Source organism: Amaricoccus sp. (assembly GCF_047602525.1).
Lineage (GTDB): Bacteria > Pseudomonadota > Alphaproteobacteria > Rhodobacterales > Rhodobacteraceae > Amaricoccus.
The window spans coordinates 2577043-2595598 of record NZ_JASGHB010000001.1 but is presented as its reverse complement, the minus strand read 5'-3'; the positions used below and the strand labels follow the sequence as shown (position 1 = coordinate 2595598).

The following is an 18556-nucleotide window of genomic DNA, read 5'->3' as shown; positions in this document are numbered from 1 at the left end:
GAAGAGGCGCGGTCTGGTTTCTGGTCGCGAGGTGGAGAAGGACGGACTTGTCCGTCGACAAATCCGTCCGCGTCTGCCTCTGCGGGGGCAGGCGCGTTGCCGTGCCAGCCGGGGCAGCCACGGACGGATTGGCGCCCTGCCGCAGAAATCTCCGCCCCTGACGGCCTCCGCGCTCCCCGCCGCTGGCGCGGCGAAAGCAGTGCTTTCGCTTGTCGCGCCGGCGCTCGCGCACTTCGGTCGCTTGGCGCCCGTAGAGCGGCGTCGGGATTTTGCTGTGTGGCGAGGCTCCCTCGTCCCTCAGAGGAACAGGCCGGCGAGGTGGTCGTTCAGATAGGTGCCCTCCGGGTCGAGCCTGCGGCGCAACGTGCGGAACTCGCCCGCCTTGGGGTAGAGTGCGGTCACGTCCTCGCCGGTCAGGAAATGCAGCTTGCCCCAGTGCGGCCGCGCGCCATAGCCGCGCAGGATGCGGTCCACCGCGCGGAGGTACGGCCAGTAGTCAGTGCCGGGCTCGCCGGAGACCGAGACGGTCACGCTGTCCTGGCGATGGAACGGGCTCATCCACGCGTCGTCCCCGGCGGTGAAGCGGTACTCGATCGGATAGATCGCCTCCGGGAACTCGTCGAGCATCAGCTGGCGCACGGCGCGTACCGCCGCCTTGCCGTGCTCGACAGGCACCGCGTACTCGAGTTCATGGAAGTTCGGAATGTATTCAATCGGATAGACGTCGGAGCTGTAGGCGACCTTCACGAATTCGCTCGCGAACGGCTCGTCGTCGGTGATGTCCATCACCTTCATCTCGCACACGTCGGTCGTGCGGCCCGAGCGCGACGTGGCGGCGGTGTCGGGCAGGCAGTAGCAGTGCCGGCTCGCCTCGGTCATGCACCAGAAGAAGCTGAAATGGCGATGCGTCGCGGCCAGTTCGTCGTGCCTCTCCATCGCGGTCTCGAAGTCCTCGCGCCAGATCCGCTCGCGCAGGCGATAGCCGTCGGCGACCTGCAGGGTCATCTCGGAGATGACGCCGAGCGTGCCGAGCGAGACCCGGGCGGCGAGCAGCAGGTCGGGCGTGGTCTCGTCGGCGACAAGCACCGTGCCGTCTGGCTGCACCAGACGCAGGCCGACGATCGACGAGGCCAGCGCGCCGAGGCGGGCGCCGGTGCCGTGGGTGCCGGTGGTGAGCGCGCCGGCGATCGCCTGGCTGTCGATGTCGCCCTGGTTGACCATCGACAGGCCCTCCTGCTTCAGGACGCGCACCAGCTCGTTGATCGTCGTCCCGGCCGAGGCGGTGACCCGGCGCCGCTCGCGGTCGACATGGCGCACGCCCGTCATGCCGGAGAGCGTGAGGTGCAGGCCGTTCGTCAGCGCGACGGGGGTGAACGAGTGTCCCGAGCCGGCGACCCGGACCTTCAGCCCGCGCGCCGCGGCGTCGCGCACCATGGCGCACAGCTCGTCCTCGCCCGCGGGCGCGCCCCGGGCGGCGCGGATGCACGACTGGTTCCCGACCCAGTTCCGCCAGTGCGGGCTGTCGATGCCGAAGTCGTTGACCTGCATGTTGTGCGAAGCGGTCGCCATCGTGGTTCTCCGGTGCGGTCGCGGTTCAGATCGCGGTAAAGCCGTTGTCGGCGAACAGGTGCGCGCCGTTGACGAAGCTCGCCTCGTCGCTGGCAAGGAACAGCGCGGCGGCGGCCACTTCCTCGGGGCGGCAGAGCCGGCCCTGGGCCGCGGCGATCGCCCCGTCGCTGACGTCGACGCCGTAGCGGGACAGCACCTCGATCTCGCGCTTGCCGTGGGCGGTGGCGATGAACCCGGGGCAGACCGCGTTGCTGCGGATGCCGCGGTCGCGGAACTCGACGGCCAGCGCCCGGGCGAACATGTGGCACGCGCCTTTGCTGGTGCAGTAGAGCACTTCCATCGGCGTCGCGACCACGCCGGAGATCGACGAGGTGCAGACGATGCTGCCGCCGCCGGCGGCCAGCATCTGCGGCAGCACGGCGCGCGTCACGAGGAACATGCCCTTGACGTTGATCGCCATCACCCGATCCCACTCGGTCTCCTCGACCTCGAGGAACGGCCCGGCCGCCAGCACGCCGGCATGGTTCATCAGCACGGTGATCGGTCCGAGGCGTTCGGAGATCGCCGCCACCGCCGCCGCGACCTGCGCGGCATCCGAGACGTCGGCGGCGGCGAACACCGCGTCGTGGCCCTCGGCGGCGATTTCGGCGGCCGCGGCCTCGCCACGCGATCCCGGCAGGTCGACGAGCCCGACCCGCGCGCCCTCGCGCGCGAACAGCCGGGCCGCGGCAAAGCCGCAGCCGTTGGCCGCGCCGGTGACGAGCGCGACCTTGCCCTCGAGACGTCTCGACATGGATGATTCCCCCGCGTTTCGGCCCAGATCGCGCAGCACGACACTGATGAGCGGAAATTGATCGCGCCAGTGCCAGACGAGTGCGCAGAACCGGGCCAGTGCCCCAAACGATACATGCAGGATTGACCGAATTGCGAGGCGCGTTTCAACTGCCATTCACGACCGATCCACCGTCGAGTCGAGGATGGGTCGGAAAACGCTGCCTGAAGCGGGACAGAGGGGCAAGATGAGCGACAGGTACTCAGACCACGACCGCAACGAGGACATGAAGGTTCTGCACGGCATGGGCTATGCCCAGGAGCTGCAGCGCAACCTCAGCCGCTTCTCGAACTTCGCCATCTCCTTCTCCATCATCTGCATCCTGTCCGGCGGCATCAACTCGCTGGCGCAGGCGACGTCCGGGGCAGGGGGCGTCGGCATCGGCATCGGCTGGCTGGTCGGCTGCTTCGTCAGCCTGGTCTTCGCCGTCGCCATGAGCCAGATCAGCTCGGCCTACCCGACGGCGGGCGGCCTCTATCACTGGGGCTCGATCCTCGGCAACCGCGGCACCGGCTGGGTCACGGCCTGGCTGAACCTCCTCGGCCTCGTCACCGTGCTCGGCGCGATCAACGTCGGCACCTGGACCTTCTTCATGGGCACCTTCGGCGCGGCGCTGGGCATCGAGAACACGATGACCACGCAGATGATCTTCCTCGCCGTCATCACCGGGGGGCAGGCGCTCATCAACCACATGGGCATCAAGCTGACCGCCCGGCTGACCGATTTCTCCGGCTGGCTGATCTTTGCCGGCTCGATCCTGATCGCCATCGTCTGCCTGGCCGCCGCCGACAGCTGGGATTTCAGCCGGCTCGTCACCTTCAAGAACTACTCCGGCGACGCGGGCGGCAACGTCTGGCCGGCGGTCTCGAACGGCTGGGTCTTCGCCCTCGGCCTGCTGCTGCCGATCTACACCATCACCGGCTATGACGCCTCGGCCCACACGTCGGAGGAGACGCTCAACGCCGCCCGTTCGGTGCCGCGCGCCATGGTGATGTCGGTGATCTGGTCGGCGCTCTTCGGCTACCTGTTCCTCGCCTCGTTCGTGCTGATGATCCCCGACATGGACCAGGCCGCGGCGCAGGGCTGGAACGTGTTCTTCTGGGCCTTCGACGCCCGGGTGAACGGCGCGGTCAAGTGGTTCGTCTACCTCGTCGTGTTCCTGGCGCAGCTGCTCTGCGGTCTCGCGACCGTCACCTCGGCCAGCCGGATGATCTTTGCCTTCGCCCGCGACGGCGGCCTGCCCGGGTCGAAGTCCCTGTCCCGCGTCAGCCCGACCTATCGCACGCCCGTCGCGGCAATCTGGACCGCCGCGGTCCTGTCGGTGCTGTTCGTCTGGGGCTCGTCGCTGGTGTCGGTCGCGGGCACGTCGGCGTACACGATCGTCGTGTCGTGCACGGTCATCTTCCTCTTCATCTCCTTCACCCTGCCGATCACCCTCGGCCTTCTGGCCTGGGGCACGCCGAAGTGGGAGAAGATGGGGCCGTGGGACCTCGGGCGCGGGGTGTTCACGCTGTTCGCGGTGCTGTCGATCCTGTCGATGGTGCTGATCTTCGTGATCGGCATCCAGCCGCCGAACCAGTGGGCGCTCTACATCACCGTCGGCTTCTTCATCCTGACGGCGATCGTGTGGTTCGCCTTCGAGAAGCACCGCTTCCAGGGCCCGCCGATCGGCGACATCATCACCAAGCGGCAGAGCCTGATCCATGCCGCGGAACAGGCCGTCGGCGAGACCAAGTGACGGCCGGCCGCGCGGGGCAGGGCCGTCGGCCCACCCGCGCGGCCCTGCCCCGCCGAGCGGCGGGCGTGGCGTCGTCAGCCCGCCGTCCGGCGGGCGGTGGCGCGGATGCGCGCGGCGACCTCGGCGGTGGCGACCTGATGCAGCATGTGGCCGACACCCGGAAGCACCACGAGTTCGGCCTGCGGCACCTGCCGGGCGAACGGCCGCGAGTGGATGTCGAGCCCGACCGTCCGGTCCGCGTCGCCATGCACCAGCTCGATCGGCATCGCGAGCCGCGGATAGGCCGGCACCAGCGGGCGGATCTCCTCCTTCAGCCCGACGAGCTGCCGGGCGTTCTCGCGCAGGCTGGCGGGCTGGAGCACGAGGCCGAGGTCGAGATGCGCCAGATAGCCCGGCGGCGCGGGCTGCGGCGCGAAGACGGTCGCGAGCGTCCGTGTCGCAAAGCCCTCGGTCACGAGATGCGGCAGCGCGCTGGCAAGGGCAGGACCGATGACCGCGCTGGCCAGCAGGTCGTTGGTCAGGCCGAGGCCGCCCTCCCAGACCTGCGACGGCGCGCCGAGCAGCACCAGTGCCGACACGCTGCCGGGCGCGTCGACGGCCCACGCGAGGGCGACCGATCCGCCGTAGCTGTGCCCGACGACCAGCGCGCGGTCGATGCCGATGCGGGCCAGCGCGCCGCGGATCAGCCGCGCCTGCGTGGTGATCGGGACGTCGCCGCCGGCGGGGATGCCGCTGCGGCCGTGGCCCGGCCGGTCGACGGCGATCACCTCGAAGCGGTCGGCGAGTGCAGGGCCGAGGCGGAAGGTCATGTCGTTCAGGTTGCCGCTGGCGCCGTGGATCAGCACGAGCGGGCGGCCCTGCCCGGAGCGGGCGAGGTGGATCGGCACCCCCTCGACCTCGACCGTCGTCCCGCCGGCGTCGGACGCCGCCTTCACGGTCTGCACCGGCTGGCATGCAGCGAGCCCGGAGGCCGCGCCGACAGCGAGGCCGGTCGCGAGGCCAGTGGCGGGAAAGCTGCGGCGGGAGGGGTTGGCCATGTCATCGCCCGGCAGTCTCGGCGCCCGTCGCATCATTCGTCAATCGGGCGAATTGTCCCGACGATCTCCCCCAGCCGGATGCCGAAGCGGCGGAACTGGGCGCGGTTCGCGATGACGCCGTCCGGCCCGAGATAGAGCCAGCCGGTCACGTCGACCTCATGCGACGTCTCCGGCAGGCGCAGGCGATAGCGCAGCACCACGGTGGAGCACGGCCACCGCGGGCTCGAACTGACGCTGGTGCTGGGCGGTGCCTTTTCCGACGAGACGGGGCTGTTCCGGGCGGGCGATCTCGAGGTCGCCGACGAAAGCCTCGGGCACGTTCCGCGCGCAACGGACGACGGGCCCTGCCTCTGCGTCGCGGCCACCGACGCGCCACTGCGCCTCCGCGCGCTGGTCCCGCGCCTGCTCCAGCCGCTGTTCAGGATATGACGTGCGACCGGAGCGGCAGGCCGCGTCCGGTCAGTCGACGACGATCTTCGGGATGATCTGGTCCTGATAGAACCGCACCAGCGTGTGCCCGGAAAAGCCCATCGTCAGCCAGAACACCGCCAGGATGGCCGCGAGCTTCGGCACGAAGGTCAGCGTCGTTTCCTGCACCGAGGTCAGCGCCTGCAGCAGGCCGATGCCGAGGCCAACCACCAGCGCGACGGCGAGGATCGGCGTCGAGACGGTGAGCGCGGTCCAGAGCGCCGCGCGCAGGATGTCGAGGACCGCGGCCTCGTCCATGTCGACGCCTCCGCCCTCAGACCGGCATGCGCAGGATTTCCTGGTACGCCTCGACCACCTTGTCGCGCACCGCGACGGCGGTCTGCACCGCCAGCTCCGTCGCGGCCAGCGCCTCGACGACCGCCTGCGGATCGGCCCGGCCGGCGAGGCCGGACTTCACCGTCTCCTCGCCCTCGCGCAGCGTCGCGAGAAAGTCGCTCGCCCCGGCCTCGAAGGCCTCGCCGACGGTCCTGCCGCCCGCGTCCTGCGGCACGGGCTTCGCCACCGCCTGGGTCTGGGAATAGACCTGGGAGGCCAGGGTTGCCTTGACGTCCATGGGCTGTCTCCTCAGCGCCGGATGAGATCGAGAAGCGAGCTGGCCATCTGCCGCGCCTGGTCGAACATCTTCAGGTTCGCCTCATAGGAGCGGTTCGCCTCGCGGGCGTCGGCGATCTCGACGAGCAGGTCGACGTTCGACCCCTCGACATAGCCGTCCTTGCCAGCCAGCGGGCTGGTCGGGTCGTACGTGCGGTCCAGCTCGTTGCGGTCGAGCTGCACCGGGCCGGTCGTCACCGCGCGCGGATCGTCACCGAACGCGTCGCCGATCCCGTGGCCGAACCCCTCGCCGAACGCTTCCTCGAAGCTCACGGTCTTGCGGTGGTAGCCCGGCGTATCGACGTTGGCGATGTTCTCCGACCCGAGGCGGATCCGCGCGGCCTGGGCCGCCATGCCGCTCGCCGAGGCGGCCATCGTCTTCATCATCTCGTTCATCGCGGTCTCCCTCAGCGGCTGGCGACGACGGAGCGCAGGATCGTCAGCGATTTCTGGTACACGCCGATGGCGAGCCCGTGCTCCTGCTGCACCTCGGCGCCGCGCATCATCTGATCTTCGAGCGACACCGAATTGCCGTTCGGCGTCTCGGCACCGAAGGCGGCGGACATCTCCGGCTCGAAGCCGTCGATGGACGAGCCGAAGGCCACATGCTCGGGGCGCGTGCGCTTCGCCTCGAAGGCAGGGGAGCCGGACACGACGGGGTCGACGAGCTCGCCGAAGGACCTGATGTCGCGCGCGCGGTAGCCGGGGGTGTCGGCGTTGGCCACGTTCTCGGAAATCACCTGCTGGCGGGCCGAGGCGTGTCGGGCGAGCGCACTCGCGAGGCTCAGGATGTTGAGGTCCATGGGGGCGGGTTCCAAGGGATCAGCGTCAACGCGGGCTTAACGGTCGATGGTTGAGAAAGTGTAATCGTTTACCAGCTTCGAGGGCCTCGCCGGTGCTGACCGACTTCTCCGCGCTCACCGCCGAGCTTGCGCGCATCCCGAACCAGCGACGCGTCGGCCGGGTCACGGCCGTCGGCACCGCGGCGCTCGAGATCGCCGGCCTCTCGAACCACGCCCGCATCGGCGACCAGGTGGCGATCGGCGTCGGCAGCGGCGCCGCGCCCGGCGAGATCGGTGGCGAGGTGGTCGGCGTCTCGGAGCAGATCGTGCGCGCGATGACCTACGGCCCGCTCGACGGTGCCGCGGTCGGCAACGCCGCGACGCTGCTCGGCGCCGCCGGCGTCCACCCGGCCGAGACCTGGGTCGGGCGCATCGTCGACGCCTTCGGCCAGCCGCTCGACGGCCGCCCGATCAACCCCGGCGCCGCCAGTGCGACCCTGCGGCGCAGCCCGCCGGCGCCCGCCACCCGCAAGGGCCTCGGCGCCCGGCTCGCTACCGGACTTACCGTCTTCGACACCGTGCTGCCGCTCGCGCGCGGCCAGCGAATCGGTGTCTTCGCCGGGTCGGGCGTCGGCAAGTCGACGCTGCTCGGCGACCTCGCCCGTGGCATCGAGGCCGACATCGTGGTCTTCGCGCTGATCGGCGAGCGGGGCCGCGAGCTGCGCGATTTCGTCGACAACGTGCTCGGCCCCGCCGGAATGGCGCGCGCCGTCGTCGTCGCCGCCACCTCGGACCAGGCGCCGCTCATCAAGCGCCGCGCCGCGTGGATGGCGATGGCGACGGCCGAGGTGTTCCGCGACCAGGGGCGCCACGTGCTGCTGCTGATCGATTCGCTCACCCGCTTTGCCGAGGCGCACCGCGAGATCGCGCTCACCGCCGGCGAGGCGGCGACGCTGCGCGGCTTCCCGCCGTCGGTGGTGAACCTGATCGCCGCCCTCTGCGAGCGGGCAGGGCCCGGTGCCTTCAGCAAGGGCGACATCACCGCGATCTTCTCGGTGCTCGTCGCCGCCTCCGACATGGACGAGCCGATCGCCGACATCACCCGCGGCGTACTCGACGGCCATATCGTGCTCGACCGCGCCATCGCCGAGCGCGGCCGCTTCCCGGCCGTCGACGTGCGCCGCTCGGTCTCGCGCAGCCTGCCCGGCATCGCCAGCGAGGCGGAGAACGCGCTCATTGCGCGCACCCGCCGCGTGCTGACCGCCTACGAGAACGCCGCCCTGATGATCCAGACCGGCCTCTATGCCCCGGGCAGCGATCCGGCCATCGACGAGGCGATCCGCATCTGGCCGAAGCTCGACGCCTTCTTCACCGAGACCGCGCCGGACGGCGTGGCGGCGAGCTTCGAGCGGCTGGGCGCGATCCTCGGCTGACGCGACGGCCGCGAGGGTCCCCACGTCGGCGCGGCCGGGGAAGTGCCCGGCCTTGCCGCGGCTGCGATCCCTCGGGCGCGCGCGTCGGTCGCCCGGTGCCGGCCGGCTCGGAATTGTGTCGTGCCCGTGTGTTGCCACCGGCGGCCCGGGCGCTAAGCCCACTCCCATGCCGCTCGTCCCTGTCATCCTTGCCGTCGCGCTTTTCATGGAGCAGATGGATTCGACGGTCATCGCCACCTCGCTGCCGGCGATCGCGGCGGACCTCGGCACCACGCCGGTGGCGCTGAAGCTCGCCGTCACCTCCTACCTCGTGGCGCTCGCGATCTTCATCCCGATCTCCGGATGGATGTCCGACCGCTTCGGCGCGAAGAACGTCTTCCGCGTCGCGATCGCCGTCTTCATCGCCGGCTCGATCGCCTGCGCCTTCGCCGGGTCGGTGCACGCTTTCGTGCTGGCGCGCTTCCTGCAAGGCGTCGGCGGCTCGATGATGACGCCGGTCAGCCGCCTGCTGCTGGTGCGCGGCACGCCGCGCAGCGAGCTGGTCGGCGCGATGGCCTGGCTCACCATCCCGGCGCTGATCGGGCCGATCCTCGGGCCGCCACTCGGCGGCTTCATCACCACCTACGCGACGTGGCACTGGATCTTCCTCATCAACGTGCCGATCGGCCTTCTCGGCATCGCGCTCGTCACCAAGTACCTGCCGGCCGGCGAAACCTACGCGCCGCGGCCGATCGACCTCGTGGGCTTCCTGCTCTCGGCGGTGGCGTTCAGCGGTTTCGTCTTCGGCATGTCGGTGATGAGCCTGCCGGCGCTGCCAATCGCCTGGGGGTACGCCGCCGTCGCCTTCGGCATCCTCGCCGGCTGTGCCTATCTCCGGCATGCCCGCCGCACCGCGCATCCGCTGCTCGACCCGAGGATGATGCGCCATCGCCTGTTCCGCACCGCGATCGTCGGCGGCTCGCTGTTCCGCATCGGCATCGGCGCGATTCCCTTCCTGCTGCCGCTGATGCTGCAGCTCGGCTTCGGGCTGACGCCGTTCCAGTCCGGCCTCATCACCTTCATCGCGGCGGTGGGCGCGCTGTCGTCGAAGTTCGGCGTCCAGCGCATCTATCGCGCGTTCGGCTTCCGCAACGTCTTCGCGCTCTGTGCCGTCGGCTCGGCCGCGCTGATCGCGGTCAACGCGCTGTTCTTCCCCGACACGCCGAAGAGCCTCATCATGGCGTGTCTTCTCGCCGGCGGCATCCTGCGCTCCATCTCGTTCACCGGCGTCAACGCCCTGGTCTTCGCCGAGATCGACGAACGCGACAGCGGCCAGGCGACGGCGATCAACGCGGTGTTCCAGCAGATCTCCCTCGCCACGGGCGTGGCACTCGCCGGCGGCGTGCTCGACTTTGCCGCACGGCTGCACGGCGGGCCGCTGCGGCTCGAGGATTTCCACGCGGCCTTCCTCGTCGTCGGCGTCATCACCTCGCTCGCGGCGGTGGTCTTCCTGCGGCTCCCGGCCGACGCGGGGGCGGCGGTCTCGGGACACCGGCCCCTGCCGTCGCGCGCCTGACCTGCCTCCGGCGCAGGCCGTCGCCGCTGCTTCTGCCGGATTGCTGGGCAATTCGCGCCGCGCGCAGCGGTGCGCTCACAAAGCTGGCCTTTCCTGCCGGTTTTCGTGTCATATGCCCGGCGGGATCGCCCGAAGCGGCGATGACTTGCAGCAGCAGGGGGTGGCGGCATGTTTCTGAAGGCAATCGCGGCGGGCGTTCTCGCGCTCGCGCTCGGCGCGGTGGCGCACGCCGAGGACGCGCTGGAGCGCGTCAAGGCGGCCGGCGTGCTGAAGGTCGGCACCGAGACGGCGTTTGCGCCGTTCGACTTCATCGACGCGGGCGAGCACGTCGGCATGAACATCGACGTGTTCGACGCGATCGGCGCGGCGCTGGGCGTCAAGATCGAATGGGTGACGCTGCCGTGGGACGGCGTGCTGCCGGGGCTCGAAAGCGGCAAGTTCGACGTGGTCGCCGGCCCGGCCACCATCACCAAGGCGCGCATGGAACGCTATCGCTGGTCGGTGCCGGTCGCCGAGGCGACGGTCGCGCTGCTGAAGAAGGCGGGCGACGACACGATCACGAAGCCGGCCGACATCGCCGGCAAGGCCGTGGGCTCCGGCAAGGCGACCGCCCAGCTCGCCCAGCTGCAGGAGTTCGCCAAGACCCTGCCCGAGCCGGTGGACGCCAAGGAATACGTCAGCTTCAACGAGGCGTATGCCGATCTCGCGGCGGGCCGGATCGTCGCGGTGGCGAACTCGTTCCCGAACATCGCCTACGTGGCGCAGCAGCGCCCGGACACCTTCGCCATCGTCGAGCCGCCGTTCGGCGCCAAGACCTACTTCGGCTTCCCGGGCCGCAAGGACCCCGAGTACGCGAGCCTGATGGACGCCATCGACGCGGCGATCCTCGACATGAAGAAGGACGGCAAGCTGGCGGAGTTCCAGAAGAAATGGTTCGGCGTCACCTTCGACACGCCGGACGCGCCGCTGACCGACGCGGCATTCTGACCCGGCTGGCGGGTCGGCAGCCATGAGCTGGAAGCTGTTCCTGCTGCTGCTCGAGGCGGCGCGGCTGACGGTCATCCTCAGCGTCGTCTCGATCGGCATCTTCGGCTTTCTGCTCGCCACCGGCGTCTGTGCCGCGAACATGAGCCAGAACCGCGCCGTCCGCGGCGCGGGACGGCTGTTCGTCAGCTTCTTCCGCGGCACGCCGCTGCTCGTGCAGTTGCTGCTCATCTACTACCTCCTGCCCTCCATCGGCCTCGACGTGCCGTCGGAGGTGGCGGCGATCGCCGGCATGTCGCTCTGCACCGCCGCCTATCAGGCCGAGATCATGCGCGGCGGCTTCGCGGCGGTGCCGCAGGGCCTCGTCGAGGCGGCCGACATGGTCGGCATGTCGCGGGCGGCGACGTTCCGGCGCATCCGGCTGCCGATCGCCTTCAAGCTGACGCTGCCCGGGCTCATCAACGAGTGGATCATGATGCTGAAGTCGTCGTCCCTCGTCTCGGTGGTCGGGGTCGTCGAGCTGACCCGCATGGCGCAGGATCTCGCCGCCTCGACCTATCGCCCGCTCCAGCTCTACGCCGCGGCGGGCGTCATCTATCTCTGCATCAACGTCGTGGTGGCACTGGCCGGCCGCGGGCTCGAGGCGCGATTCTCCTGGGGGCGGACGTGAGCTTCGACTTCGGCCTCATCGCCGCCTCGGCGCCCGACATCCTGCGCGGCGTCGGCGTCACGCTGCTGGTCTGGGTGGTCTGCGCCGCGCTTGGCCTTGCGCTCGGCTTCGGGATCGCCGTGGCGCGGGCCTATGGCGGCCGGCTGGTGAATGCGGTGCTGTTCGTGCCGGTCGAGGTGATCCGCGGCACGCCGTTCCTCGTGCAGGTGTTCCTGCTCTACTACGGCGGGCCGTTCATCGGCCTCAGCCTCGACAACCTGCCGGCCGGCGTGCTCGCCCTGTCGATCTACGCCGCCGCCTACTATTCCGAGCTGTGGCGCGGCGGCTTCGCGGCGATCCCGAAGGGCCACCTCGAGGCCGCCGATTGCGTCGGGATGTCGTCGGTGCAGACGATGACCCGCATCATCCTGCCGGAGATGACCACGCTGGTGCTGCCGGCGATGGTCAACATGACGATCCTCATGCTGAAGGAGACCGCCATCCTGTCGATCATCTCGGTGCCGGAGCTGACGCTGACGGTGAGCGCGCTCGGCACGCAGAACTATGCCTTCGTCGAGAGCTTCACCGTGCTGGCGCTGATCTACTGGGCGCTGGTCGAGACCTGCGGCGCCCTTGGCCGGCTGGCCGAGCGGCGGCTGGCGAAATATCGGTTCGCCTGATGTCGTCTCTTCCAGCCGCGTCCATCACCCCCGCCGTCGCGATCAAGGGCCTCGTCAAGGACTTCGGCGAGACGCGCGTCCTCGACGGCCTGTCCTTCGAGGCAGCGCGGGGCGAAGTCACCTGCCTGATCGGACCTTCCGGCTCCGGCAAGAGCACCGTGCTGCGCTGCACCGCCTTCCTCGAGGAGGCGACCGACGGGCTGATCGAGATCGACGGCGAGCCGCTCGGCTTCGGCCCCGGCCCCTCGGGCCGCGTGCGCCTGCCCGCCGCGCAGATCCGCGCGGTGCGCCGGAAGATCGGCATGGTCTTCCAGCAGTTCAACCTCTGGCCGCACATGACGGCGCTCGGCAACGTCTCCGAGGCGCTGACCCACGTCCAGCGCCTGCCGCGCCGCGAGGCCGAGGCGAAGGCCATGGCCCAGCTCGAGCGCGTCGGCCTCGCCCACAGGGCGCAGCACTACCCGAGCCAGCTTTCCGGTGGCCAGCAGCAGCGGGTGGCGATCGCGCGCGCCCTGGCGCTCGAGCCGCGCATCCTGCTCTTCGACGAGCCGACCGCCTCGCTCGACCCGGAGCTGACCGGCGAGGTGCTGAACGTGATGCGCGACCTCGCGGGCACCGGCATCACCATGCTGGTCGTCACCCACGAGATCGGCTTTGCCGCGTCGGTCGCCTCGAAGATCGTCTTCCTCGACCACGGCCGGATTCTCGTCGAGGGCAAGCCGGGCGAGGTCTTCGGCAAACCGCGCAACCCGCGGATCGACCGCTTCCTCGAGACCTACCTCGACCGCGGCGCCGCCACCCTGCTCTGAAGGTCGCGCCGTCCTTTCCGCCGGTGCGCCCCCTGGTGTTCATACAGGCAGAAACCCTATCGGGCAGGACGCAAGGGGCCCCGCAACAGCGGGGAGACCCCTCAACTCCACGAGGCGCGAAAGCGCCTCGTGGAGTTGAGGGGAGGCCGCAACGGCGGCCGACCGACAAGCGCCGGCCGAGCGGGGGCTTCATGCCCCCCGAGGCCGGCGCTCCCTCCGCGCGGCCCGGGCCTCAGCTGCCCCGGTACGTCGAATAGCTGTACCCCGCCAGCAGCAGCGGCACGTGATAGTGTGCCGCCACGTCCGCGACGCCGAAGCGGATCGGGATCAGGTCGAGGAACCGCGGGCTCTCCCCCGGCGCCCCGGCCGCGTCGAGATAGTCCCCGGCGTGGAACACCAGCTCGAACACCCCGACTCCGACCTCGCCCTTGGGGATCACCGGCGAATCCGTCCGGCCGTCCGCGTTCGTCGTCACCGAGCGGAGGAGGCTCCGCGCCTCGCCGTCGATCCGGTAGAGGTCGATCCGCATCCCGGCCGCCGGACAGCCGCGGCCGGCGTCGAGCACGTGGGTCGTCACATATCCATCGGCCATCCTGGATCCTCCGCGGGGCGCCTGCTTCGCCCGGAACTATCCCCGCGCCGGCCGCCCGGATCCAGCCCGCAGGCCCGAAAGCACCTTCCTTGCGAATTTGAAAGCCCGCCGGGCCCGCCTCGACTATATCCCTCGGGAGACGTGCCGCCAGGAGGGGAAGGAATGCGCTATCCGCGGAACATGCAGGGCTACGGCGGACACCCGCCCGCCGCCGACTGGCCGGGCGGCGCGAAGGTCGCGGTCAGCCTGGTCCTGAACTACGAGGAAGGCGGCGAGAACAACATCCTGCACGGTGACGCGGCCTCGGAGGCGTTCCTCTCGGAGGTGCCGGGTGCCCAGCCGTGGCAGGGCATGCGGCACTGGAACATGGAGTCGATCTACGAATACGGCGCCCGCGCCGGCTTCTGGCGGCTCCACGACCTGTTCGTGAAGCGTGACCTGCCGATCACCGTCTACGGCGTCGCCTCGGCGCTCGCCCGCTCCCCCGCCCAGGTCGCCGCGATGCAGGCCGCCGGCTGGGAGATCGCCTCCCACGGCCTGCGCTGGATCGACTACCGCAACCACACGCGCGAGGCCGAGAAGGCCGACATGATCGAGGCGATCCGCCTCCACACCGAGGTGACGGGCGAGGCGCCGCGGGGCTGGTACACCGGCCGCACCTCGATCCACACCGTGCCGCTCGCCTGCGAGCAGGGCTTCGACTGGGTGGCCGACACCTACGACGACGACTTGCCGTACTGGCTGGAGTGCGAGGGCCGGCAGCAGCTCATCCTCCCCTACACCCTCGAGACCAACGACATGCGGTTCTCGGCGGGTACGCTCACCACCTCCGAGGACTTCTTCACCTACCTCCGCGACACCTTCGACGCGCTCCACGCCGAGGGCGAGGCGGGCAGCCCGAAGATGATGACCGTCGGCCTGCACTGCCGCCTCGTCGGACGCCCCGGCCGGATCAAGGGCCTGATCGACTTCCTCGACTACATCGGCGCCCGCGATGGCGTCTGGATCGCCACCCGGGGCGAGATCGCCCGGCACTGGAGCAGCCGCTTCCCCGCCCCGGCGATTGCGCCGCGCCCCACCACCCTGGACCGCGGCGCCTTCGTCTCGCGGTTCGGCGGGGTCTACGAGCATTCCCCCTGGATCGCCGAACGGGCCCACGCCCTCGAACTCGGCCCGGCGCACGACACCGCGGTCGGGCTCGCGAATGCGCTCGCCCGCGTCTTCCGCTCGTCCTCCGAGGACGAGCGTCTCGGCGTGCTGACCGCGCACCCGGACCTCGCGGGCAAGCTCGCGGCGGCAAAGCGGCTGACGGCGGAATCGACCGCCGAGCAGGCGGGCGCGGGCCTCGACTCCCTGACCGACGCCGAAAAGGCACGCTTCACCGAGCTGAACGACGCATACACCGCCAAGTTCGGCTTCCCGTTCATCATCGCCGTCCGCGGCCTCGACAAGGCGGCGATCCTTGCCGCCTTCGAGGCGCGGATCGCCAACGACCGCCCCACGGAGTTTGCAGCCGCCTGTGCCCAGGTGGAGCGGATCGCCACCCTCCGGCTGAAGGAGATGCTGCCATGAAGGACGACTCCCCCACCAAGGCCCTGCCGCGCTACTGGGCGCCCTATGGCGGCCTGCCCGGTCAGCACGAGCTTCTCTCCGGCCGCGCGGTCTTCACCGAGTCCTACGCCTTCATCCCGCGCGGGGTGATGACCGACATCGTGACCAGCGCCCTGCCGTTCTGGGAGAAGACCCGCGCCTGGATCATCGCCCGGCCGCTCTCGGGCTTTGCCGAGACGTTCTCGCAATACATCATGGAGGTGCAGCCCGGCGGCGGCAGCGACCGTCCGGAGCCGGACCCGGGGGCGGAGGGCTGCCTCTTCCTGCTGCAGGGTGAGCTGACGTTGACGATCGCCGGAACGGAGCACGTGCTGGCGCCCGGCGGCTACGCCTTTGTCCCGCCCGGCACCGTCTGGAGCGCGTGGGCGCGCAGCACCGAGCCGGCGCGCTTCCAGTGGATCCGCAAGGCATACGAGCCGGTCGAGGGCCTGGGCCTGCCGGACCCGATCGTCGGCAACGAGCGGAACGTGAAGAACGCGCCGATGCCCGACACCGACGGCCGCTGGACCACCACGCGCTTCTTCGACCACGACGACATGCGCATGGACATGCACGTCACCATCGTGAACCTGATGCCCGGGGCGGAGATTCCGTTCACCGAGACCCACGTCATGGAGCACGGCCTCTACGTGCTGGAGGGCAAGGGCGTCTACAAGCTGAACCGCGACTGGGTGGAGGTCGAGGCCGGCGATTTCATGTGGCTGCGCGCCTTCTGCCCGCAGGGATGTTATGCCGGCGGGCCGGGGCGGTTCCGGTATCTGCTCTACAAGGACGTGAACCGCCACCCGCGGCTGCGCCCGTTCACGGGCTAGGGCAGCCGGGCGCCGGAAGTCACCGACAACGCGCAGAAAATCTGAAACGGACCCCCATCCGGGACGCAGGGGTCCATGCAGCGGGTGCCTCGCGCGGCGCGCGGAGCACCCGGTTGACGATGGCGTGCGAGCCGATTTTTCGCCGCCGTCGCCCGGACGAGCCCCTTGACTCGCCAGAGCCGCTTTCATACCTCGTACGGCGTGTTAGCACTCAGGGGCGGCGAGTGCTAAGTCTCCGAGAACGGCCGCCCGCGCAGGAACGCGTACCAAGGGAGCGATCCACATGCAATTCACGCCGCTGCACGACCGCGTTGTCGTCCGTCGCATCGAGGGCGAAGAGAAGACCAAGGGCGGGCTCATCATCCCCGATACCGCCAAGGAAAAGCCCTCCGAGGGTCAGGTCGTCGCCGTCGGTGAGGGCGCCCGCAAGGACTCGGGCGAGCTCATCGCGATGACCGTCAAGGCCGGCGACCGCATCCTGTTCGGCAAGTGGTCGGGCACCGAGGTGAAGATCGACGGCGAGGATCTCCCTGATCATGAAGGAGAGCGACATCCTCGGCATCATCACCACGGGCAACGCGGCCGCCAAGGCCGCCTGAACCCTTCCAAGCCATTTTTAGGAGATCTGAACATGGGCGCTAAGCAGCTCAAGTTTGATACCGATGCCCGCAACCGCCTGCTTCGTGGTGTGGACCTGCTCGCCGACGCGGTGAAGGTGACCCTCGGCCCGAAGGGCCGCAACGTCGTCATCGACAAGTCGTTCGGTGCCCCGCGCATCACCAAGGACGGCGTCACCGTCGCCAAGGAAATCGAGCTTGAGGACAAGTTCGAGAACATGGGCGCGCAGATGGTCCGCGAAGTCGCTTCGCGCACCAACGACGAGGCCGGCGACGGCACCACCACCGCGACGGTTCTCGCTCAGGCGATCGTCCGCGAGGGCATGAAGTCGGTTGCCGCCGGCATGAACCCGATGGATCTGAAGCGCGGCATCGAGAAGGCCGTCGAGATCGTCGTCGCCGACATCAAGGCGCAGGCCCGCACCGTCTCCGGTTCCGAGGAAGTCGCCCAGGTCGGCACCATCTCCGCCAACGGCGAGACCGAGATCGGCCGGCAGATCGCCGACGCGATGCAGAAGGTCGGCAACGAGGGTGTCATCACCGTCGAGGAGAACAAGGGCTTCGAGACCGAGACCGAGGTCGTCGAGGGCATGCAGTTCGACCGCGGCTATCTCTCGCCGTACTTCATCACCAACGCCGACAAGATGATCGCGGAGCTCGAGGATGCCTACATCCTGCTCCACGAGAAGAAGCTGTCGTCGCTGCAGCCGATGGTTCCGCTGCTCGAGGCGGTGATCCAGAACTCCAAGCCGCTGCTCATCATCGCCGAGGATGTGGACGGCGAGGCGCTCGCGACCCTCGTGGTCAACAAGCTCCGTGGCGGCCTGAAGATCGCGGCCGTCAAGGCGCCGGGCTTCGGTGATCGCCGCAAGGCCATGCTGCAGGACATCGCGATCCTGACCGGCGGCCAGGTGATCTCGGAAGACCTCGGCATGAAGCTCGAGAATGTCGGCCTCGACATGCTCGGCCGCTCGCGCAAGATCTCCATCACCAAGGACGAGACCACCATCGTCGACGGTGCCGGCGAGAAGGCCGAGATCGAGGCCCGCGTCGCCCAGATCCGCGCGCAGATCGAGGAGACCACCTCGGACTACGACAAGGAGAAGCTCCAGGAGCGTCTGGCGAAGCTGGCGGGCGGCGTTGCCGTCATCCGCGTCGGCGGTGCCTCCGAGGTCGAGGTGAAGGAGCGCAAGGATCGCGTCGATGACGCGCTCAACGCGACCCGCGCCGCGGTTCAGGAAGGCGTGGTCGTCGGCGGCGGCGTGGCGCTGGTGCGCGCCTCGAAGAAGCTCGACGGTGTGAGCGGCGACAACTCCGACCAGTCGGCGGGCATCGCGATCATCCGTCGCGCGCTTCAGGCGCCGCTGCGGCAGATCGCCGAGAACGCGGGCGTCGACGGCGCCGTCGTTGCCGGCAAGATCATCGAGTTCGAACGACTCGGCCTTCGGCTTCAACGCCCAGACCGAAGAGTACGGCGACATGTACAAGTTCGGCGTGATCGACCCGGCCAAGGTCGTTCGCACCGCGCTGCAGGACGCGGCCTCGGTCGCCGGCCTGCTCATCACCACCGAGGCGATGATCGCCGACAAGCCGGAGCCGAAGGGCCAGGCCGCCGGCGGCATGCCGGGCGGCATGGGCGGCATGGACGGCATGATGTGATCTGACCCGTCAGGGTCGATTGCGGAACGGGGGGCCTCGCGCCCCCCGTTCTCGTTTTCCGCCGACCTGCTCCGGTCCACCCCTCTGGACTGATGCGGGGAAGGACACGCAGGCGGG

Annotated in this window: 19 protein-coding genes and 2 pseudogenes; 12 read left to right on the top strand and 9 right to left on the bottom strand. The window is 69.7% G+C overall.

Annotated features, from left to right (window positions below):
• Positions 1-297: 297 nt before the first annotated feature.
• Positions 298-1569, bottom strand: a complete 1272-nt coding sequence (locus tag QM699_RS13325; protein WP_415011580.1) for a D-arabinono-1,4-lactone oxidase — start codon at positions 1567-1569, stop codon at positions 298-300.
• A 25-nt stretch (positions 1570-1594) separates the two neighbouring features.
• The gene (locus tag QM699_RS13320) at positions 1595-2362 is read right to left on the bottom strand and encodes an SDR family NAD(P)-dependent oxidoreductase (RefSeq protein WP_415011579.1); all 768 of its coding nucleotides are present in this window, start codon (positions 2360-2362) and stop codon (positions 1595-1597) included.
• 226 nt (positions 2363-2588) lie between these two features.
• Between QM699_RS13320 and QM699_RS13315 the strand changes: the two genes are divergently transcribed.
• A complete protein-coding gene (locus QM699_RS13315) occupies positions 2589-4139 on the top strand; it encodes an amino acid permease (protein ID WP_415011578.1) in 1551 nt (516 codons plus the stop codon).
• Positions 4140-4213: 74 nt separating this feature from the next.
• On the opposite strand, the gene QM699_RS13310 is transcribed toward QM699_RS13315, so the two are convergent.
• On the bottom strand, positions 4214-5176 hold the full coding sequence (locus QM699_RS13310; RefSeq protein WP_415011577.1) for an alpha/beta fold hydrolase: 963 nt from the start codon (positions 5174-5176) through the stop codon (positions 4214-4216).
• A 32-nt stretch (positions 5177-5208) separates the two neighbouring features.
• On the bottom strand, positions 5209-5376 hold the full coding sequence (locus QM699_RS13305) for a DUF3833 family protein (protein WP_415011576.1): 168 nt from the start codon (positions 5374-5376) through the stop codon (positions 5209-5211).
• Position 5377: 1 nt separating this feature from the next.
• On the opposite strand from QM699_RS13305, the gene QM699_RS13300 reads away from it, so the two are divergent.
• Positions 5378-5605 (top strand): cupin domain-containing protein, encoded by a 228-nt coding sequence (locus QM699_RS13300; protein WP_415011575.1) that lies wholly within the window; start codon positions 5378-5380, stop codon positions 5603-5605.
• A 30-nt stretch (positions 5606-5635) separates the two neighbouring features.
• Here the strand turns inward: QM699_RS13300 and QM699_RS13295 are convergent, their stop codons facing one another.
• The 4 genes from QM699_RS13295 to QM699_RS13280 are packed head-to-tail and all read right to left on the bottom strand — an operon-like array spanning position 5636 to position 7059.
• Positions 5636-5902 (bottom strand): flagellar biosynthetic protein FliQ, encoded by a 267-nt coding sequence (locus QM699_RS13295; protein ID WP_415011574.1) that lies wholly within the window; start codon positions 5900-5902, stop codon positions 5636-5638.
• 16 nt (positions 5903-5918) lie between these two features.
• The gene (gene fliE, locus QM699_RS13290) at positions 5919-6218 is read right to left on the bottom strand and encodes a flagellar hook-basal body complex protein FliE (protein ID WP_415011573.1); all 300 of its coding nucleotides are present in this window, start codon (positions 6216-6218) and stop codon (positions 5919-5921) included.
• 11 nt (positions 6219-6229) lie between these two features.
• Positions 6230-6652: a flagellar basal body rod protein FlgC gene (flgC, locus tag QM699_RS13285; RefSeq protein WP_415011572.1), complete on the bottom strand. Its 423-nt coding sequence runs from the start codon at positions 6650-6652 to the stop codon at positions 6230-6232.
• An 11-nt stretch (positions 6653-6663) separates the two neighbouring features.
• Positions 6664-7059 carry a flagellar basal body protein gene (locus tag QM699_RS13280; RefSeq protein ID WP_415011571.1) on the bottom strand — a complete coding sequence of 132 codons (396 nt, stop codon included), beginning with the start codon at positions 7057-7059 and terminating at the stop codon, positions 6664-6666.
• 92 nt (positions 7060-7151) lie between these two features.
• On the opposite strand from QM699_RS13280, the gene QM699_RS13275 reads away from it, so the two are divergent.
• The 6 genes from QM699_RS13275 to QM699_RS13250 all read left to right on the top strand — a co-directional run bounded on the left by QM699_RS13275 (position 7152) and on the right by QM699_RS13250 (position 13148).
• Entirely contained in the window at positions 7152-8471 is a 1320-nt protein-coding gene (locus QM699_RS13275; RefSeq protein WP_415011570.1) for a FliI/YscN family ATPase, read from the top strand.
• Between the two features lie 166 nt (positions 8472-8637).
• Complete coding sequence (locus QM699_RS13270; protein WP_415011569.1) at positions 8638-10026, top strand: MFS transporter; 1389 nt, start codon at positions 8638-8640, stop codon at positions 10024-10026.
• A 168-nt stretch (positions 10027-10194) separates the two neighbouring features.
• On the top strand, positions 10195-11013 hold the full coding sequence (locus tag QM699_RS13265) for a transporter substrate-binding domain-containing protein (protein ID WP_415011568.1): 819 nt from the start codon (positions 10195-10197) through the stop codon (positions 11011-11013).
• Positions 11014-11035: 22 nt separating this feature from the next.
• Positions 11036-11680: an amino acid ABC transporter permease gene (locus QM699_RS13260; protein WP_415011567.1), complete on the top strand. Its 645-nt coding sequence runs from the start codon at positions 11036-11038 to the stop codon at positions 11678-11680.
• Complete coding sequence (locus QM699_RS13255) at positions 11677-12339, top strand: amino acid ABC transporter permease (RefSeq protein ID WP_415011566.1); 663 nt, start codon at positions 11677-11679, stop codon at positions 12337-12339. The genes QM699_RS13260 and QM699_RS13255 overlap by 4 nt, the downstream gene beginning before the upstream one ends.
• Positions 12339-13148, top strand: coding sequence for an amino acid ABC transporter ATP-binding protein (locus QM699_RS13250; RefSeq protein ID WP_415011565.1), 810 nt, complete (start codon positions 12339-12341; stop codon positions 13146-13148). The genes QM699_RS13255 and QM699_RS13250 overlap by 1 nt, the downstream gene beginning before the upstream one ends.
• A 232-nt stretch (positions 13149-13380) precedes the next feature.
• On the opposite strand, the gene uraH is transcribed toward QM699_RS13250, so the two are convergent.
• Positions 13381-13740, bottom strand: a complete 360-nt coding sequence (gene uraH, locus QM699_RS13245; protein WP_415011564.1) for a hydroxyisourate hydrolase — start codon at positions 13738-13740, stop codon at positions 13381-13383.
• 162 nt (positions 13741-13902) lie between these two features.
• Between uraH and puuE the strand changes: the two genes are divergently transcribed.
• From puuE to groL, 4 genes and pseudogenes are all read left to right on the top strand, one after another.
• Positions 13903-15312 carry an allantoinase PuuE gene (gene puuE / locus QM699_RS13240; protein WP_415011563.1) on the top strand — a complete coding sequence of 470 codons (1410 nt, stop codon included), beginning with the start codon at positions 13903-13905 and terminating at the stop codon, positions 15310-15312.
• Positions 15309-16163, top strand: coding sequence for a bifunctional allantoicase/(S)-ureidoglycine aminohydrolase (locus tag QM699_RS13235; RefSeq protein WP_415011562.1), 855 nt, complete (start codon positions 15309-15311; stop codon positions 16161-16163). The genes puuE and QM699_RS13235 overlap by 4 nt, the downstream gene beginning before the upstream one ends.
• A gap of 283 nt (positions 16164-16446) precedes the next feature.
• A pseudogene (locus tag QM699_RS13230) lies at positions 16447-16632 on the top strand (co-chaperone GroES); the annotation flags it as partial.
• 162 nt (positions 16633-16794) lie between these two features.
• Positions 16795-18439, top strand: a pseudogene (gene groL, locus QM699_RS13225) (chaperonin GroEL).
• The last annotated feature ends 117 nt before the right edge of the window (positions 18440-18556 follow it).

Bases quoted from the DNA above. Each gene is read 5' to 3' on its own strand.
- QM699_RS13325 (WP_415011580.1), bottom strand. From the start codon at position 1,569: ATGGCGACCGCTTCGCACAACATGCAGGTCAACGACTTCGGCATCGAC.
- QM699_RS13320 (WP_415011579.1), bottom strand. From the start codon at position 2,362: ATGTCGAGACGTCTCGAGGGCAAGGTCGCGCTCGTCACCGGCGCGGCC.
- QM699_RS13315 (WP_415011578.1), top strand. From the start codon at position 2,589: ATGAGCGACAGGTACTCAGACCACGACCGCAACGAGGACATGAAGGTT.
- QM699_RS13310 (WP_415011577.1), bottom strand. From the start codon at position 5,176: ATGGCCAACCCCTCCCGCCGCAGCTTTCCCGCCACTGGCCTCGCGACC.
- QM699_RS13295 (WP_415011574.1), bottom strand. From the start codon at position 5,902: ATGGACGAGGCCGCGGTCCTCGACATCCTGCGCGCGGCGCTCTGGACC.
- fliE (WP_415011573.1), bottom strand. From the start codon at position 6,218: ATGGACGTCAAGGCAACCCTGGCCTCCCAGGTCTATTCCCAGACCCAG.
- flgC (WP_415011572.1), bottom strand. From the start codon at position 6,652: ATGAACGAGATGATGAAGACGATGGCCGCCTCGGCGAGCGGCATGGCG.
- QM699_RS13280 (WP_415011571.1), bottom strand. From the start codon at position 7,059: ATGGACCTCAACATCCTGAGCCTCGCGAGTGCGCTCGCCCGACACGCC.
- QM699_RS13270 (WP_415011569.1), top strand. From the start codon at position 8,638: ATGCCGCTCGTCCCTGTCATCCTTGCCGTCGCGCTTTTCATGGAGCAG.
- QM699_RS13265 (WP_415011568.1), top strand. From the start codon at position 10,195: ATGTTTCTGAAGGCAATCGCGGCGGGCGTTCTCGCGCTCGCGCTCGGC.
- QM699_RS13260 (WP_415011567.1), top strand. From the start codon at position 11,036: ATGAGCTGGAAGCTGTTCCTGCTGCTGCTCGAGGCGGCGCGGCTGACG.
- QM699_RS13250 (WP_415011565.1), top strand. From the start codon at position 12,339: ATGTCGTCTCTTCCAGCCGCGTCCATCACCCCCGCCGTCGCGATCAAG.
- uraH (WP_415011564.1), bottom strand. From the start codon at position 13,740: ATGGCCGATGGATATGTGACGACCCACGTGCTCGACGCCGGCCGCGGC.
- puuE (WP_415011563.1), top strand. From the start codon at position 13,903: ATGCGCTATCCGCGGAACATGCAGGGCTACGGCGGACACCCGCCCGCC.
- QM699_RS13235 (WP_415011562.1), top strand. From the start codon at position 15,309: ATGAAGGACGACTCCCCCACCAAGGCCCTGCCGCGCTACTGGGCGCCC.